Raw genomic sequence first — 17,030 nt, forward strand, 5'->3', positions numbered from 1 at the left:
CCTACTAATTAAAGTTTCACTTTATAGATTCACAAATGCAGTGTAGTAATGCTTCTACCGTGTACTCTTTCGGCATAATAATATGTGGAAAATAAAGGCTCGCCTCTTTTTCCGTAATAGGCCCTATACAAGCAATTGTACATTTTTTTGTCCATTCTCTCCAGTTTGTACCCTCAAGTAAACGAACAAAACTAGTAACAGTTGAAGGGCTCGTAAATGTAATAATGTCTACTTTCCCTAACTTCAACGCTACTATAAGCTCTTGCCTTCTCTCTACATTCTCTTTCGTACTATATACGATTAGCTCATCTAGAGAAACACCAATTTCGCGAAGTGCAACTGGAATTACATCTCTTCCTAAATTCCCTTTCGGAAATAAAATGCGCTCGTTTCCACTTAGTCTTTTTACAAACTCTTCTGCAAATACTTCTGCAACAAATGAAGTTGGAACGAAGTCCACTTCATAGCCCCGCTTTTCTAACTCCAACCTTGTTTTCACGCCTACTGCAGCAATTTTAGTCTTTGCGTGTAGCCTCTTTCTCAAACTATCTAGAAAAAAAGCTACCCCATTTTTACTCGTAAAAATAACCCAGTCATACGAATGCAGCTGCTCTGCTATATGTTGAATTTGCCTATGAGACATACCTTCCATACGCAAAAGCGGAATTTCCAATGGAATTCCGCTCTTTTCTTTCACCGCTACACTCATTTGTTTTGCTTGATGCTGGGCACGTGTAATTAATACCGTTTTGCCAGCGAGAGCGTTCATATTTATTGTTGCCCCTTATTTGCAGCAAGAATGAGTTCTTTTGCGCCTTGTTTAATTAAACGGTCTGCAGCCTCTAGTCCAACTTCCTTTGGATTCATGCCTACTACTGTCTCTTTCAATAAAACAGAACCGTCCATAGAACCGACAAGAGCCGTTAATTCGATTGCATCGTTTTCTGTAAGCGTAGCATATCCAGCGATTGGAACTTGGCATCCTCCTTCGAGTTTATGAAGAAATACTCGTTCTGCTGCCACTGTTCTTTCTGTTACTGCATCATTCATATGCGCTAACAACTGTAGTAAGTCCTTATCATCCTCACGGCACTCAATCGCTAATGCACCTTGCCCTACAGCGGGTACGCATAACGTTTCATCTAAATGTTCTGTAATAACTTCATTATCCCAGCCCATTCTTTGTAATCCAGCTGTTGCTAAAATAATTGCATCGTAATCTTCTTCTTGTAATTTACGTAAACGTGTATCGATATTTCCACGAATCCACTTCACTTGTAAATCTGGTCTCGCAGCTAATAATTGTGCACTGCGTCTTAAACTACTCGTACCTAAAATAGCACCTTCTGCTAACTCTTTAAACGATGCTCCGCTTTTTGAGATAAAAGCATCACGAGGGTCAACACGCTTCGGTGTACAACCAATCATTAATCCTTCTGGAAGTACGGCCGGCATATCTTTCATACTATGTACAGCCATATCAATTTCTTTCGTAAGTAACGCATGTTCAATCTCTTTAACAAACAAACCTTTTCCGCCTACTTTTGAAAGAGTAACATCTAAAATAACATCACCTTTTGTGACGATTTCTTTCACTTCAAATTCATATGGTAAACCTAGCGCTTTTAACTGATCAATAAACCAGTTTGTTTGCGTTAATGCTAATTTACTCTTTCGTGACCCTACAATAATTTTGCGCATAATTCTCTCTCCTCATTATAAATACCAAAAGTGGAAGTTGGATAAACTGCTTAATAGAAAAATATTGATTAGCATTACGAGAAACGCTCCGATGTTCCACTGCACGATTTTCTTCCCTTGCACCACGTCTGCCGCTCGTAAATAAAGACCCGCACAATATACAAATAGAACGACAAAAGATCCGATCACTTTCGTATCATACCAATGGAAATTGTCCAATTTCGTATATCCCCATATGCATCCTAATAAAATAGCTAGTAAGAAAAATGGAACAGAAAATAAATTTAATCCGTAAGACATCGATTCTAGCTTCGGTAAATTCCCTAACCTTCTTAATCTCGCATTCCATTTTTTCTTTTTTAATAGGCGATATTGCAATAAATACATAATAGAAAAAATAAACGATACAGTGAAAGTTGCATAAGAAATAATAGCCATACCGACATGTACATATACAAGTTCTGAAACTAATTGCTCTGCCAGTACCGGCGACATCTTTCCGAGCGGTGTAAAAATAGAAAAAGCGCTTACGCCAAATGCGACAACATTTGTAAAAAAGACTAGAAAGTCAATTCTCATAAATCGATTAATGACTAACGACATCGTAATCAATAGCCAAACATAAAAATAAATCCCTGATAATAAAGTTAATATAGGATTCGTTTCTGAATCTGTAGCCCTAAGTAACATAAAGATAGACTGCAGAACCCATACAATCGAAAGTAACCAAAAAGCAAATCGGTTCGCCTTTCGGTTACTTTGGAAATAATCTATAAAATATAAACTAATGCTGCAAGCATATAAAATAATTGCAATATGATAAATAATACTGTTATTTAAAAAACTCATCCGATCATCCTTCCAAATTATAAAGATGGAACGGATGGTGTCCACGCTCTTTTATGTTCTACTTCTTCCGCACAACTCTCTACATCTTCCATTTCTAAGTCGAAAATCTTTGCAAATAACGCTAATTTTTCGTCTGCTCCCTCTTCAGCAGCTATTTCTTTCGCTACTAAAATTGGGTCTTTTAATAATTGATTAATAATACTTTTCGTATGCTTACTAATTACTTTTCTCTCACGATCACTAAGGTTCGGTATTTTCCGTTCCAAGCTTTCCATCGTTTCACTTTGGATAGCAAGTGCCTTATCACGAAGAGCTGCTATTAACGGAACAACACCAAGTGTACTTAACCACGTTTTAAATAAAACAATTTCCTCTTCAATCATAAATTGAATTTTCTCCGCTTCTTTCAAACGCTCAGCACGATTTGCTTCCACTACTCCTTGCAAATCATCAATGTCATATAAGAAAGAACCTTCTAGCTCATTAATCGCTGGATCAATATCACGTGGCACTGCAATATCAACCATAAATAAAGGACGACCAGAGCGCATTTTCTCTACCTTTGTCATCATCTCTTTCGTAATGACATACTCAGATGCACCAGTTGAACTAATTAAAATATCTGCTTCTAATAATGCACATTGTAATTCACTTAAAGGCTTTGCATATCCCATATATTTCTCAGCCATTACTTCCGCTTTCGTAAACGTCCTATTCATGACTGTTACTTTTCGAGCACCGCTTCCATATAAGTTTTGCAGTGCCAGTTCACCCATCTTACCAGCACCAAGAATAAGCACATGACAATCTGTTAACTCACCAAATATTTTCTTTCCGAGCTCAACAGCAGCATAGCTAACAGACATCGCGCTTTCACCAATCGTCGTTTCTGAGTGCGCACGTTTCGCTAACGTAACCACCTGCTTAAACAACTCATTAAAAATTGTGCCTGTCGCTTTTACTTGTTGCGCTTCTAAAAAGCTATCTTTTATTTGGCCTAAAATCTGTGTTTCTCCAACTACCATAGAATCTAAACCGCACGTCACGCGGAATAAATGATCTATTGCACCATCTTGTTCAAAAATAGTTAAATATGGCGCGACTTCTTCTATTTCAAGCTGAAACCAATCAGCTAAAAACTTCTTAATATAATACCGTCCCGTGTGTAATTGATCGACAACAGCATAAATCTCAGTGCGATTACAAGTTGATACAATGACATTCTCTAACACGCTCTTTTGATTTTGTAATGTAGTCATTGCTTGCTCTAACTCTGCTGCCTGAAATGTGAGTTTCTCACGAAATTCTACAGGGGCTGTTCGATAATTTACACTAACAACAAGAATATGCACGCAGCATGTCCCCCTTCACCCGTTTTATCACTTTATCTACTATCATAATACAACTTTCCTCTTATGAATCTGACAATCGTGTGAACAACCGATTATTTTTTATTTATTCTCCGTATGTAATAAAGGAGATTCAGTAAAACTAATAAAGATTTTCTACTTTATAATGATTATAAATTAATAACTCTATTTGTACGTTACCAAAAAAAGCCCTCATAATCAAGTGATGGAAACTATTCCATATGAATTATAACATCATCTTTCCTATCTTCTTTCATCATGAAGGAAAATATGTATGATTGTTCCAAATTGTAGCACAAACTTTCTCAATACAATGTATTTGACATTGTATTTCTTTTTCGTTATATTGGTTTTACAAAATTAAATTGTGCACAACTTAATAAGAAAGGAGTTATGTATGACAGAGAATTCTTTACATCTAGATAATCAACTTTGTTTTTCTATTTACGCCTGTTCTAAAGAAGTGACCCGCTTTTATCGACCATATTTAGAAAAGATGGGTATTACGTATCCCCAGTACATTACTTTACTCGTACTATGGGAGCAAGATGGACTAACAGTAAAAGAAATTGGAGAACGTCTATTTTTAGATTCCGGTACGTTAACACCTATGTTAAAACGAATGGAATCATTAAAACTTGTAAAACGCGTTCGTTCCAAAGAAGATGAGCGCAAAGTTTGTATTGAATTAACAGAACAAGGTAAAGATTTAAAAGAAAAGGCTTGTTCATTGCCGACAACAATGGCAACAAATTTAGGAATTACAGAACAAGAATATCGTTCTTTATTAATTCAATTAAATAAACTAATTGAAACAATGAAAACAATAAATGATAGAAAAGGGGAATAAACATGGATAAATTATATACTGCTTCAGTAACTGCTACAGGTGGAAGAAACGGAAAAGTAGTTTCAGATGATGGCATATTAAATCTTGATGTAAAAATGCCGAAAGCACTAGGTGGTGCAGGCGGAGAGGCAACAAATCCAGAACAACTATTTGCTGCTGGTTATGCCGCTTGTTTTGATAGTGCATTACAACTTGTCATTCGTACAAAACGCATGAAAGTAGAAAGTACAGAAGTAACTGCTCACGTTTCTATCGGAAAAGATACAGATGGTGGTTTTGGCCTATCTGCTGTACTTGACGTACACGTTGCTGGCGTTTCTCACGCTGAAGCACAAGAACTTGTAGAAGCTGCTCACGGTGTATGCCCTTATTCGAAAGCAACAAGAGGTAATATTGAGGTTACGTTAAACGTAAGATAAAAGAATTTAGTAAATAAAAAAAACGCGCGACATTCGTCACGCGTTTTTTGTTTTTGTCATTCTATGAATTGCCTTCCACGCTTCTTCTTTTCCAAGTCCTGTTTCAGAAGAGAATAGAACGATTTCATCGCCAATTTCAACAGCAAGCGTTTCTTTTACAACTTTTAAATGCTTTTGCCATTTTCCTTTCGGAATTTTATCGGCTTTCGTCGCAATAATAATTGTTGGGATTTCATAATGCTTTAAGAAATCATACATCATCACGTCATCATTTGTTGGTTGGTGACGTAAATCAACTACTAATACAGCTGCGTCTAATTGCTCACGTGTTGTAAAGTAAGTCTCAATCATCTTGCCCCATGCTGCGCGCTCTGTTTTAGATACTTTCGCATAGCCATAACCTGGAACGTCAACAAAATGCATCATCTCATTGATTAAGAAAAAGTTCAACGTTTGCGTTTTCCCTGGTTTAGAAGAAATACGTACTAACTTTTTACGATTTAAAATTTTATTAATAAAGGAAGACTTCCCGACATTTGAACGACCTGCTAATGCAATTTCTGGTAAATCACTGTCTGGATATTGTTCTGGTTTAACAGCACTAATTACAATATCTGCTTTTGTTACTTTCATTGTTTCACTCCTACTAATGCGTGCTCCAATACTTCATCTAAATGAGATGCAAGCACAAACGTAAGGTTTTCTTTTACGCTTTCTGGAATATCATCTAAATCTTTCTCGTTTTCTGCTGGCAAAATAATTTTTGTTAAGCCTGCGCGGTGAGCACTTAATGTTTTTTCTTTTAAACCACCAATTGGTAATACACGACCACGAAGTGTAATTTCACCTGTCATCCCCACTTCTTTACTTACAGGAATACCTGTTAGTGCAGAAATAAGTGCCGTTGCCATCGTAATACCTGCTGATGGTCCATCTTTTGGAACTGCTCCTTCTGGAACATGAATATGAATATCATTTTTCTCATGGAAATTCGGATCAATCTGAAGCTCTTCTGCACGAGAACGAATATAGCTAAACGCTGCTTGTGCGGATTCTTTCATAACATCCCCAAGTTTACCTGTTAAAATTAATTTCCCTTTACCAGGCGCTACAGACACTTCAATCGCAAGTGTATCACCGCCTGCTGCTGTATACGCTAACCCTGTCGCCATACCAACTTGGTCTGTTTTTTCGGCTTGCCCATAACGGAATATGTGCTTACCAAGTAAATCAACAATGTTTTTCTCTGTTACTACAATACGCTTGCGTTCTGCTGTAACGATAATTTTTGCTGCTTTACGACAAACTTTTGCGATTTGACGCTCTAGCGTACGAACACCAGCCTCACGTGTATAATAACGAATAATTTCAAGAAGTGCTTCATCACGTACTTGTAAATTACCTTTTCGTAAGCCATGCTCTTTTAATTGTTTCGGCAATAAATGTTCACGGGCAATGTGAACTTTTTCAAGTTCTGTATAGCCAGCAATCGAAATAATTTCCATACGGTCAAGCAGCGGACCTGGAACACTTGAAAGTGTATTCGCAGTTGCTACAAACATAACTTTCGATAGATCATACGGTTCTTCAATGTAATGATCACTGAAGTTATGGTTTTGTTCTGGGTCTAACACTTCAAGTAATGCCGCTGATGGATCTCCACGGAAGTCGTTAGACATTTTATCAATCTCATCTAATAAAAAGACTGGATTAACTGTTTTCGCCTTTTTCATACCTTGAATAATGCGTCCTGGCATCGCTCCAACGTACGTACGACGGTGACCACGGATCTCCGATTCATCACGTACACCACCAAGGGATACACGGACAAAATTACGATTTAATGATGTTGCAATCGAACGCGCTAACGAAGTTTTCCCGACCCCAGGAGGTCCTACTAAGCAAAGGATAGGTCCTTTTAATGAATTCGTTAACTTCTGTACAGCTAAATATTCAAGTACGCGCTCTTTCACTTTCTCAAGACCGTAATGATCTTTGTTTAAAATCTCTTCCGAATGAGCAAGATCAATCATATCTTCTGTCGCTTCTGTCCACGGAAGAGCTAATAACCAATCCATATAATTGCGAATAACACCGCTCTCCGCAGAACTTGCTGGTAACTTTTCATAACGATCTAATTCTTTCAGTGCAGCCTTCATTGTTTCTTCAGGCATTCCTGACTGTTCAATTTTCTCACGAAGTTCTTCAACTTCCCCGCCCTTACCTTCTTTATCGCCAAGTTCAGTTTGAATCGCCTTCATTTGCTCACGTAAGAAATATTCTTTTTGCGTGCGCTCCATTGAACGTTTCACTTTTTGTCCAATTTTCTTTTCTAAACTAAGTAACTCTTGTTCATCTTGAATAATTGAAATAAGTGTATGTAATCGTTCCTTCACAGATACAATCTCTAAGATTTCTTGTTTCTGTTTCGTTTTAATCGGCAAGTGAGAAGCAATTAAATCAGCTAATCTCCCTGGCTCTTCTACATCAGCTACCGTTGCAAATGTTTCATTTGAAACTTTTTTCGAAACTTTAATATATTGTTCGAAATGCTCCAGTAATGTACGCATAAGAGCTTTCTCTTCTAGATCATCTTCTACTTCTTCCGTTACCGTTTTGATAGAAACTTGCACTACATTTTCTTCTTCGATAAACTCTACTACTTCAGCTCTATGTAAACCTTCTACAAGGACACGAAGCGTACCGTTCGGCAATTTTAACATTTGCTTCACTTTCGCCACTGTACCTACACTATATATGTCATCTTCTTTCGGATCATCGATATTCATTTCTTTTTGCATCGCTAAAAAGATGATATTTTCATCCATTGCCGCCTGCTCTAGTGCTTGTATCGATTTATCACGTCCTACATCAAGATGCAGAACCATCGTTGGATATACGAGAACGCCTCTTAATGGTAGGAGGGGTACGATTCTTTCATTCGTATTCATACTAGACATAGCACCTCCATAATAAATTAAACTCCTGTTCAACTATTTTATATTACAATACATCTAGATGCAATTGCAGAGATTTTCCGCAATTGTAAATCCCTCGTTTTTCTCCCTTATAAAAAGGAAAAAAGACTCCGCTTAAGCATACAAACTTAAACGAAGTCTGGCAAATTTTATTATCGTTCATTCTCACATTGATTGTGCATCTGTTTCGTCCACAGCAGTATGTATATCCAGCTCTCGATGCATATTTTCCTGCATAAACGTTAGCTCAAATACTTCTTTTAACTTACGAACAGGAATGATTTCAATTCCTTTTATTGTGTACAAAAACGGTTGCATGTTTTCAGCAGGAATAATGACTTTCTTCGCACCTGCTTTTTTCGCAGCTTTTATTTTTGCGTACACACCACCAATCGGTTTCACTTCACCGTGTATACTTATTTCACCGGTCATCGCTACTTCATTATTCACATACGTACGATGCACTGCTGAATATACACCCGTTGCCATAGCAATACCTGCGGAAGGCCCATCAATTGGGATACCGCCTGGAAAATTAATATGTATATCGTACCCTTCTGGCAACACATCTAGAGAACGAAGTACCGTTAATACATTATCTACAGAACCTTTCGCCATACTTTTACGGCGAATGGATTTCGTTTGACTACCAATACTTTCCTCTTCAACAATTCCGGTAACATTTACCGATCCTTTATCTTTCGCTTTGATTGCTGTTACTTCAATTTCTAATAACGCGCCTGTATTTGGTCCGTATACAGCAAGTCCATTTACAAGGCCGATTCTTGGAATAGGATAAATACGTTTTTCATATTTTGGTGTAAGTTGACTAGAGTGAACAACCCACTCTATATCTTCATCTTTAATGAAAGAACGTTCTTCATTTATCGCCATACCAGCAGAAATTTGCACAAGATTAATCGCTTCTCGTCCATTTCTTGCATACATCCCAATCATTTCAATACCATTCTCACCCATTTGCATTTCCACTTTGTCAGCTGCATTCTTCGCTACTTTTTGGATTTCTTCTGTATCTAACTCCCGAAAAAATACTTCTAAGCAGCGTGACCGAATAGCAGGAGGAATCTCCTCCGGCGAACGCGTCGTCGCCCCAACTAAGCGAAAATCAGCTGGTAAACCTTTTTGAAAAATGTCATGTATATATGTTGGAATCATCGTATTCTCTTCACTATAGTATGCACTTTCCAAAAACACTTTCCGGTCTTCCAGCACCTTTAACATTTTGTTCATTTGAATCGGATGTAGTTCACCAATCTCATCAATAAACAAAATACCACCATGTGCATCTGTTACCGCACCTTTTTTTGGCTGCGGGATACCCGCTTGCCCCATTGCACCAGCTCCTTGATAAATCGGATCATGTACCGAACCGATTAAAGGGTCTGCAATGCCACGTTCATCAAACCTAGCTGTCGTCGCATCCAGTTCAATAAATGTTGCATTCGTGCGAAATGGAGATTTTGGATTTCGTTTCGCTTCCTCTAAAACAAGACGTGCTGCCGCTGTCTTTCCAACACCTGGTGGGCCATATATAATCACATGTTGCGGGTTCGGGCCACAAAGAGCCGCTTTTAACGACTTAATCCCGTCCTCTTGCCCTACAATATCTAAAAAGGATGTAGGACGCACCTTTTCCGCAAGCGGCTCTGTTAAAGAAATCTCGCGCATTTTACGAAGTTGTTCTAATTCTTTTTTCGATTCTCGATCAATTGAAACTTTTTGTGTTCGCTGATTTCGAAGTAAATGCCAAAAGTACAATCCGACAATTACACCAAAAACAAGTTGAACAAGTAGAAATATATTTGTCCAGCTCATCATTTATTTCCTCCCGCAATGTTTTATCTCTTAGTATTTCCGCGGAGGAACATAGCTAAACATAAAGAAAAACAGCAATTATAAAAATTGCTGTTTCTCCTTTGCACTATGCAGATGTTTTTGTATCAAGTACAGTACCGTCTTGTAACACCAATTTCGGCGGTTCATTGTCAGCTACTGTTTCTTTCGTAAGAATACACTTCTCAATATCTTTGCGAGATGGCAGTTCGAACATTACATCAAGCATCAAGCCTTCAATAATAGAACGAAGTCCACGAGCACCTGTTTTACGTTCAATTGCTTTTTTCGCAATTTCAATTAGTGCACCTTCTTCAAACTCTAACTCAACATCGTCAAGCTCCAATAGTTTTTGGAATTGCTTAACAAGTGCATTTTTCGGTTTCGTTAAAATATCAACAAGAGCATCTTCATCAAGCGGCTCTAGGTTCGCAATAACTGGAAGACGACCGATAAACTCTGGAATTAAACCAAATCTTAAAAGGTCCTCTGGTAATACGTGAGATAAAACATGCTTCTCATTTACATCAGCATTCTTCTTCTCAGAACCAAATCCAATTACTTTTTCACCAAGACGACGTTTAATAATTGGCTCGATGCCATCAAACGCTCCACCACAGATGAATAAGATATTCGTTGTATCAATTTGAATAAACTCTTGGTGCGGATGCTTACGACCACCTTGAGGTGGAACACTTGCTACAGTACCTTCTAAAATTTTCAGAAGTGCCTGCTGCACACCTTCACCAGATACATCACGTGTAATTGATGGATTTTCGGACTTACGTGCCACTTTATCAATCTCATCAATATAAATGATTCCTTTTTCCGCTTTCTCTACATCATAATCAGCTGCTTGGATTAATTTTAGTAAGATGTTTTCTACATCTTCCCCAACGTATCCAGCTTCTGTTAAAGATGTTGCGTCCGCGATCGCAAATGGAACATTTAAAATACGCGCTAATGTTTGTGCCAGTAATGTTTTACCACTACCCGTTGGCCCAATAAGTGAAATATTACTCTTCGCTAATTCTACATCATCAATTTTGCTGTTAGAATTAATACGTTTGTAATGGTTATATACCGCTACCGCTAGTGCTTTTTTCGCGTTATCTTGTCCGATGACATACTCATCTAAAATTTCACGAATTTCTACCGGTTTCGGTACATCTTTGAATTCTACTTCTTCGTCCTTCGCAAGCTCCTCTTGTACAATTTCAGTACAAAGTTCGATACACTCGTCACAAATGTAAACACCTGGACCTGCAACTAACTTTCGAACTTGCGTTTGTGTTTTACCACAGAAAGAACATTTTAATTGACCTTTTTCATCATTAAATTTAAACATATTTTCACACCCCTTACAAAGTGCTAACCTCTTGCCTTCGTATGTACACGATAAATGTATCGTATGTAAATACATATTATGTCACTACGTGGCGAGAAATACAAATAATATGACTAGTTATGTACAAATAAAAAAATTTTAAAACTTTTGAAATATGTATATTCGACTTACAAAGGAACTTTTCCTTCTTCATCAAAAAGTTTTATAAATATATTTCTATATTTATAAAACAAGGCACGATTAAAATCGCGCCTTGTTATTTTATTATGCAGCGTTGTCTACTAAGAAGTCTACAGCTTTACGCACTTTAAGGTCTTCAGATAAAGCGTCTACACTTCCAAGAGCTTGCTTGATAGCGTCTACTGGCATACCGTACATTTCAGCCATTTTTTCAACTTCTGCAGTTACTTCTTCTTCAGTAACTTCGATGTTTTCAGCTTCAATGATAGCTTCAAGAACAAGATTGATTCTTACGCGTTTTTGAGCGTCTTCTTTCATTTGCTCTTTTAACTTGTCAGCGTCAGTACCTGTGAATTGGTAGTAAAGCTCAAGGTTCATACCTTGTTGGCTTAAACGTTGCTCGAATTCACGAACCATACGATCTAACTCAGTGTCGATCATAGCTTCCGGAATCTCGATTTCAGCGTTAGCAGCAGCTAATTCTACTACTTCGTCACGTACTTTGTGCTCAGCTTCGTGCTTTTTGCCTTCTTCTAAGTTTGTACGAAGTTTTGTTTTTAATTCATCAAGAGTTGCAACTTCTTCGTCAGCTTCTTTAGCGAACTCGTCGTTTAACTCAGGAAGTTCTTTTGTTTTGATTTCGTGAATTGTTACTTTGAATGTAGCTGGTTTGCCAGCTAATTCAGCAGCATGGTACTCTTCTGGGAATGATACTTCAACTTCTTTAGAATCACCAGATTTAAGACCAATTACTTGCTCTTCGAAACCAGGGATGAAAGTACCAGAACCGATTGCAAGAGAGTAGTTTTCGCCTTTTCCGCCTTCAAATGCTTCGCCATCAACGAAACCTTCGAAGTCGATTACAGCTGTATCACCGTTTTCAACAGTTCCTTCTTCTTTAACAACTAGTTCAGCTTGACGCTCTTGTAAAGATTTTAATTCGTTCTCTACATCTTCATCAGTTACAGTTGTTTCAACTTTTTCTACCGCTAAACCTTTGTACTCACCTAATTTAACTTCAGGTTTCACTGTAACTTTTGCAGTGAAGATAAGGTTAGCATTTTTTTCGAACTTCTCGATGTTGATTTCAGGATGATCAACTGGGAAGATACCAGCTTCATCAATCGCTTCACCGTATGCTTTTGGTAAGATGATATCTATAGCATCTTGATATAAAGATTCGATACCAAAGCGTTGTTCGAATAACGGACGAGGCATTTTTCCTTTACGGAAACCTGGTACGTTGATTGTTTGTACTACTTTTTTGAACGCAGCGTCGATAGAGTTGTTTACTTCTTTAGCATCAACTTCGATTGTTAAAACGCCTACGTTACCTTCTAATTTTTCCCATTTTGCAGCCATTTATTCTTTCCCTCCAACTATAATAATGTATGCACATACCTCTATAGATTAAAATCTTCATTATCTCTTTTTTGAAATAACAAAAGTACAAATAATCCTCTAGCAAAAGCTTTCAGATATAATGTTCCAATCTATTAATTGCCTAAAAGACAACTACGGTATATTTTGTTCGAGAATAATATGAAACATATTAAGTAAGAGAATTACACTTCTCTTCTCTTACAAACAGGCAGATTTCTGCCTTTTGCAACCCTTACATTATAACATAGAATATGCTCGTTTCAAGAACCGAACGATTCTTTTTCATAATTATACGGGCAAATATCCATCTCTTTCAACACGTAATAACCATTGATAGGCAATATGAAACTCTTCTAATTCAATATTATACGCTGTCATAAGCTCTTCTTCATTAATAGTCAATCCGAAACGCTTTCTTCCAATTCTCTCTAAAACAGCAGCCCAAATCTCCACTTTATCCATTAATAGGGCGAATGGGAAAACGCTAATTCGCAATTCTTTCCAATATGTAACCATCGCTTCAAATATATCGGGATAATTTTGCTCTAATCGACTTGATAATGTATGTATAATGTTATCGGATTGCTCCTCATTATGACCTGTAAATGCTGGAATTATCTTGATCGTATTCCCAAACTTTTCTACCTCTATCTCTTCTTCTATTTGATTCTCTATCATTTTATACAAAATAGAAGTTTTCAAATAAGGGTGCTGTTTTTCGTCTATTAAAAATTTCTTTAAAATAGGTAATGCAAGATCCAAGTCTTTTAACGAAAGTTGCTGAATCGCTCTTAGCTTTTGCCCAAAGTTTTCTCCAAACATTTCATTAGTAAATTCATCCAACTCAAAATTCGAATCGACTAGTGACGTATCTACTTCATTTAACATACCTTCTGCAAATAAAGCGAGCTGCGCTAATTTTTCCTTTTGCTCAGGCATTATATCTTTCGTTTGCAAAACTTTTTCGACGGTTTCAATAACGCCTTCATAATCATTTGTTTGAACTAAAATCGTCACATATGTTTCAAGAATATCACCAAATAATACAGCTCCCATTTCAAGCAACTGTTCACATTTGTCTTTCGCTTCTTCCATATGCTTTAATTCTAACAAACAAATAACCGAAGCTAGTTCTGTTTGTTCCGTTTCTGCATTATACTGACGTAATATTTCAAAGCAGCGCAATGCATCTTCGAATTTCCGCTCTTTCAGTGCTAAAAAACCTTCATCAATATATCGCTCTGATAGCTGCGGAAACAATACGACCGTATTTTCTTTTTTATCCATACGTCCGCCTCTTTTTCTAGATTTTAATTATCTTTAAAGTAAATATATCAAATGAGTAATGAGAACACAACATCCCAAAACCCTTTGTTTGAAATATGAAAATATTTAATTTTTATATTTCAATATAAACAAACCCTTACTAAAAATTAAAAATGCGCAAACAAAAACCCTCAGCAATTAAAGCAGAGGATTCATCATTAATGGAAAGCTTTTATAATAGTGGGGTATATAACAAGGGTAATAATTTGGAGAACAATGATTGCCATAACAATCATGCTAAAATAGAAGATTGGTTTACTTCGCTTCATTAAAAACATAATAATAAGCATCGTACAAGCAAACAAACTTAAGAAGAACATACTCGTTGTCAAACTAAGTATACCACTCGGGACAAAGAACAATAACACTACACTACAAGTACCTATAATTCCAAATAACCATTCCATTCATTCACTCATTCCCTTTCCCTCTCATGGCTGTTTTTTTGCTAAGCGATTAAATGTTTTACAACATCAACTACATACATTAATTTCTCATACGCCACAAATCCAAAAGCAACTGTTAAACCCGTTACGATTAATCCTTTCATCATTTCTTCCTCCTCGTTTTATCGTTGTTACTTTCATTATAGAGGATTAGCAAGTTGTTACCATCGAACTACCTTACAGTTACCTTACAGAGTTGTAAGATTTCAAAAAGGATAGAAAAACACCTCATATCACTTGAGAGGTTTTCACGGAATTTCTCTATACTCACTTGCAAAACTAACTTTTTTCTCTTGTTTATTTTTGGGAGAATCTATTCTTAAACTAATAGATTTACTAAATAATTTTGGATTGAAATAATAACAAGAATCCGTTTGAAGACAATATACGCAATACACATCTATTTCTTATTTATTCACTTCTTTTGTAGCGACTCCACTTGCCGTAGAATAACTAGATCGGAATCTAACTTCAAGAATCCCTCTCGAGTTCAATTCTCTATATTTCACTTGTACCCTCTTAAACATTCCATCTTTATACACTGCAAGATCAAACGAAGAATGTTCCGTTTGTGGCGTTAAAATCATATATCCCTTTTCATACAAATCCACTTGAGCCTTTAAAACCGCTTAATCTCCTTTTGTTTTTGTATGATGGTGCACTTTCCCTCAACACCTTTTTACATATTTTTAAAATAATATTCTTTAATCTTCTTAACTTACCTTCAAATATTTTCGTATTACAGGAAAACACCGGATTAAAATCATGTTAAAATATTTTTGTACAATTAAGAATTTAATTTACAAGGGGGATTATATATGTTTAAAAAAATGGCTGCAGATGTATTAGGACTAAGCGATGTAGGTTCTGTCATTACACCGAAAGATTATGATAAAGTTGATGCTGATGATTACGTGATGCATGAAGATGGAGAAAAAATTTATTTTCTAATTAAATCAAAGTCAGATGAATACTGCTTCACAAACAAAGGATTAATCCACCTAGACGGTACAAGTGCGACAAGCAAAAAGCGTACACTTCGCCGCTATAGCTATAGTAAATATCTAATTAAAAACGTAGCACTCGAAACTGCGGGAACGATTGATTTAGATGTAGAAATTAAGTTTCAAATGGGCGATGAGCATTATTCAATTGATGTTCATAAAAAACATATTGAAGAATTAAAAGATTTATATAAAGCTTTACTTAAAATCGAAGAAATTTCATACGACAACGGTATTACATTGCAGTATGCACATAAAAGTTTAGATATGGCATCTAACGCTTTCAGCCGTATTTCAAACGCACAAGTAAATTTAGCAGACCAATTTAAAGAAATGAACGAGATCGCTTTTAACTGGCTCGTTGATACGAAGAAACAATATAACGTGAAAGATTATGGTTTTGTCTTTGAAAAGTTTATTAATAACTAAACAAAAAACCTTGTTATCAAAAGATAACAAGGTTTTCTTAGCGTCCCAGGAAAGATTCCAATTCCAACTCCCGACCCGCCCATTTCCGTACTATTTTATATATTTTGATCGCAGTCTTAATATATCTTCCTCTTCGCGAATGCCTGCCGATCCCTTCCTCACATTTTTTACGACAGTCCAATTCGGGTCAGTTTCATCACCGATGTTCTGTATTGTAAAGTTGCCGTCACCATATTTTCGTTTACCTTCTGCCAATTTCTCTGTTAAATTATTCTCTTTTGATTTCGCCATCTTTGCGCCATCTCCCTTTTTATACAACCTTCTTAAACTGTCCAATCACACGTCCAGTCAATTGGAGATCCTCGCTTTCCGCTTCGATTAATTGTAACACACTGCCAGGGATAAGTTCTGATAACGGCTGCTCAATCGTACTAGAATGGTAAAAAGTTTTATAACATTGTAAGTGAACAATTAGGAGAATCTAGATATGGATTTGAGTTCCATCATAAGCCTATTGATTCTTTAAATTAAATATGAGGAACAGGGCGCATAAACGGCGCTCTTTTTTAATGCTTTTTAATCCGTTTCATATACTCATTATCATATATTCCGTTATAATATTTTTAAACTTCTTGCGCATACATCAATTTTTAGACAAACAAAAAACCTTGTTATCAAAAGATAACAAGGTTTTTTTAGCGTCCCAGGAGAGATTCGAACTCCCGACCGTACGCTTAGAAGGCGTATGCTCTATCCGGCTGAGCTACTGGGACATGGAGCGGGTGAAGAGAATCGAACTCTCGACCAGAGCTTGGAAGGCTCTTGTTTTACCACTAAACTACACCCGCATATGTTATTTTATTTTTCTTCGTTAGCGCTGTTGCCCTATCGAC

15 protein-coding genes, 2 tRNA genes and 2 pseudogenes are annotated in these 17,030 nt (G+C 36.7%); 4 read left to right on the forward strand and 15 right to left on the reverse strand.

The genetic code is table 11. The annotated features are described in order from the left end of the window. Window positions 1-16 precede the first annotated feature (16 nt). The 4 genes from hemD to hemA are packed head-to-tail and all read right to left on the reverse strand — an operon-like array spanning window position 17 to window position 3,902. The gene (gene hemD / locus KZZ19_RS21805) at window positions 17-769 is read right to left on the reverse strand and encodes a uroporphyrinogen-III synthase (RefSeq protein ID WP_237979585.1); all 753 of its coding nucleotides are present in this window, start codon (window positions 767-769) and stop codon (window positions 17-19) included. Window positions 770-771: 2 nt separating this feature from the next. Next, complete coding sequence (gene hemC, locus KZZ19_RS21810) at window positions 772-1,701, reverse strand: hydroxymethylbilane synthase (protein ID WP_237979586.1); 930 nt, start codon at window positions 1,699-1,701, stop codon at window positions 772-774. A gap of 15 nt (window positions 1,702-1,716) precedes the next feature. After that, window positions 1,717-2,550 carry a cytochrome c biogenesis protein gene (locus KZZ19_RS21815; RefSeq protein ID WP_237979587.1) on the reverse strand — a complete coding sequence of 278 codons (834 nt, stop codon included), beginning with the start codon at window positions 2,548-2,550 and terminating at the stop codon, window positions 1,717-1,719. 17 nt (window positions 2,551-2,567) lie between these two features. Next, window positions 2,568-3,902, reverse strand: a complete 1,335-nt coding sequence (hemA, locus tag KZZ19_RS21820; RefSeq protein ID WP_348638007.1) for a glutamyl-tRNA reductase — start codon at window positions 3,900-3,902, stop codon at window positions 2,568-2,570. A 415-nt stretch (window positions 3,903-4,317) separates the two neighbouring features. Between hemA and KZZ19_RS21825 the strand changes: the two genes are divergently transcribed. Continuing rightward, window positions 4,318-4,770 carry a MarR family winged helix-turn-helix transcriptional regulator gene (locus KZZ19_RS21825; protein ID WP_237979599.1) on the forward strand — a complete coding sequence of 151 codons (453 nt, stop codon included), beginning with the start codon at window positions 4,318-4,320 and terminating at the stop codon, window positions 4,768-4,770. Window positions 4,771-4,772: 2 nt separating this feature from the next. Further along, window positions 4,773-5,189: an organic hydroperoxide resistance protein gene (locus KZZ19_RS21830; protein WP_002015349.1), complete on the forward strand. Its 417-nt coding sequence runs from the start codon at window positions 4,773-4,775 to the stop codon at window positions 5,187-5,189. 36 nt (window positions 5,190-5,225) lie between these two features. On the opposite strand, the gene ysxC is transcribed toward KZZ19_RS21830, so the two are convergent. The 8 genes and pseudogenes from ysxC to KZZ19_RS21870 form a co-directional block, all read right to left on the reverse strand. Continuing rightward, window positions 5,226-5,822 carry a ribosome biogenesis GTP-binding protein YsxC gene (gene ysxC / locus KZZ19_RS21835; protein WP_000869124.1) on the reverse strand — a complete coding sequence of 199 codons (597 nt, stop codon included), beginning with the start codon at window positions 5,820-5,822 and terminating at the stop codon, window positions 5,226-5,228. Next, window positions 5,819-8,149, reverse strand: coding sequence for an endopeptidase La (lon, locus tag KZZ19_RS21840; RefSeq protein ID WP_000097312.1), 2,331 nt, complete (start codon window positions 8,147-8,149; stop codon window positions 5,819-5,821). Before lon ends, ysxC begins: the two co-directional genes overlap by 4 nt. A gap of 183 nt (window positions 8,150-8,332) precedes the next feature. Beyond that, a complete protein-coding gene (gene lonB / locus KZZ19_RS21845) occupies window positions 8,333-10,003 on the reverse strand; it encodes an ATP-dependent protease LonB (RefSeq protein WP_237979601.1) in 1,671 nt (556 codons plus the stop codon). Between the two features lie 106 nt (window positions 10,004-10,109). Next, window positions 10,110-11,369 carry an ATP-dependent protease ATP-binding subunit ClpX gene (clpX, locus tag KZZ19_RS21850; RefSeq protein ID WP_000472286.1) on the reverse strand — a complete coding sequence of 420 codons (1,260 nt, stop codon included), beginning with the start codon at window positions 11,367-11,369 and terminating at the stop codon, window positions 10,110-10,112. Window positions 11,370-11,633: 264 nt separating this feature from the next. After that, the gene (gene tig / locus KZZ19_RS21855) at window positions 11,634-12,911 is read right to left on the reverse strand and encodes a trigger factor (RefSeq protein WP_237979602.1); all 1,278 of its coding nucleotides are present in this window, start codon (window positions 12,909-12,911) and stop codon (window positions 11,634-11,636) included. A 309-nt stretch (window positions 12,912-13,220) separates the two neighbouring features. Continuing rightward, entirely contained in the window at window positions 13,221-14,219 is a 999-nt protein-coding gene (locus KZZ19_RS21860; RefSeq protein WP_237979603.1) for a hypothetical protein, read from the reverse strand. 197 nt (window positions 14,220-14,416) lie between these two features. Next, entirely contained in the window at window positions 14,417-14,665 is a 249-nt protein-coding gene (locus tag KZZ19_RS21865) for a hypothetical protein (protein ID WP_088097895.1), read from the reverse strand. A 287-nt stretch (window positions 14,666-14,952) separates the two neighbouring features. Then, a pseudogene (locus tag KZZ19_RS21870) lies at window positions 14,953-15,315 on the reverse strand (group I intron-associated PD-(D/E)XK endonuclease). Between the two features lie 207 nt (window positions 15,316-15,522). Here KZZ19_RS21870 and KZZ19_RS21875 point away from each other — a divergent pair. After that, window positions 15,523-16,137: a PH domain-containing protein gene (locus tag KZZ19_RS21875; RefSeq protein ID WP_237979604.1), complete on the forward strand. Its 615-nt coding sequence runs from the start codon at window positions 15,523-15,525 to the stop codon at window positions 16,135-16,137. Window positions 16,138-16,227: 90 nt separating this feature from the next. Here the strand turns inward: KZZ19_RS21875 and KZZ19_RS21880 are convergent, their stop codons facing one another. Next, complete coding sequence (locus tag KZZ19_RS21880) at window positions 16,228-16,428, reverse strand: cytoplasmic protein (RefSeq protein ID WP_088098194.1); 201 nt, start codon at window positions 16,426-16,428, stop codon at window positions 16,228-16,230. 147 nt (window positions 16,429-16,575) lie between these two features. Here KZZ19_RS21880 and KZZ19_RS31205 point away from each other — a divergent pair. Beyond that, a pseudogene (locus tag KZZ19_RS31205) lies at window positions 16,576-16,668 on the forward strand (DUF6572 domain-containing protein); the annotation flags it as partial. A gap of 168 nt (window positions 16,669-16,836) precedes the next feature. Here the strand turns inward: KZZ19_RS31205 and KZZ19_RS21885 are convergent. After that, a tRNA-Arg gene (locus tag KZZ19_RS21885) sits at window positions 16,837-16,910 on the reverse strand. Between the two features lies 1 nt (window position 16,911). Next, window positions 16,912-16,985 (reverse strand) — tRNA-Gly (locus tag KZZ19_RS21890). Window positions 16,986-17,030: the final 45 nt, after the last annotated feature.

Source organism: Bacillus thuringiensis (genome assembly GCF_022095615.2).
Taxonomy (GTDB): Bacteria; Bacillota; Bacilli; order Bacillales; family Bacillaceae_G; genus Bacillus_A; species Bacillus_A cereus_AG.

Excerpts from the sequence above, each read along its gene's own strand:
- hemD (WP_237979585.1), bottom strand. The coding sequence starts at position 769 with ATGAACGCTCTCGCTGGCAAAACGGTATTAATTACACGTGCCCAGCAT.
- hemC (WP_237979586.1), bottom strand. The coding sequence starts at position 1,701 with ATGCGCAAAATTATTGTAGGGTCACGAAAGAGTAAATTAGCATTAACG.
- KZZ19_RS21815 (WP_237979587.1), bottom strand. The coding sequence starts at position 2,550 with ATGAGTTTTTTAAATAACAGTATTATTTATCATATTGCAATTATTTTA.
- KZZ19_RS21825 (WP_237979599.1), top strand. The coding sequence starts at position 4,318 with ATGACAGAGAATTCTTTACATCTAGATAATCAACTTTGTTTTTCTATT.
- KZZ19_RS21830 (WP_002015349.1), top strand. The coding sequence starts at position 4,773 with ATGGATAAATTATATACTGCTTCAGTAACTGCTACAGGTGGAAGAAAC.
- ysxC (WP_000869124.1), bottom strand. The coding sequence starts at position 5,822 with ATGAAAGTAACAAAAGCAGATATTGTAATTAGTGCTGTTAAACCAGAA.
- lon (WP_000097312.1), bottom strand. The coding sequence starts at position 8,149 with ATGTCTAGTATGAATACGAATGAAAGAATCGTACCCCTCCTACCATTA.
- lonB (WP_237979601.1), bottom strand. The coding sequence starts at position 10,003 with ATGAGCTGGACAAATATATTTCTACTTGTTCAACTTGTTTTTGGTGTA.
- clpX (WP_000472286.1), bottom strand. The coding sequence starts at position 11,369 with ATGTTTAAATTTAATGATGAAAAAGGTCAATTAAAATGTTCTTTCTGT.
- tig (WP_237979602.1), bottom strand. The coding sequence starts at position 12,911 with ATGGCTGCAAAATGGGAAAAATTAGAAGGTAACGTAGGCGTTTTAACA.
- KZZ19_RS21860 (WP_237979603.1), bottom strand. The coding sequence starts at position 14,219 with ATGGATAAAAAAGAAAATACGGTCGTATTGTTTCCGCAGCTATCAGAG.
- KZZ19_RS21865 (WP_088097895.1), bottom strand. The coding sequence starts at position 14,665 with ATGGAATGGTTATTTGGAATTATAGGTACTTGTAGTGTAGTGTTATTG.
- KZZ19_RS21875 (WP_237979604.1), top strand. The coding sequence starts at position 15,523 with ATGTTTAAAAAAATGGCTGCAGATGTATTAGGACTAAGCGATGTAGGT.
- KZZ19_RS21880 (WP_088098194.1), bottom strand. The coding sequence starts at position 16,428 with ATGGCGAAATCAAAAGAGAATAATTTAACAGAGAAATTGGCAGAAGGT.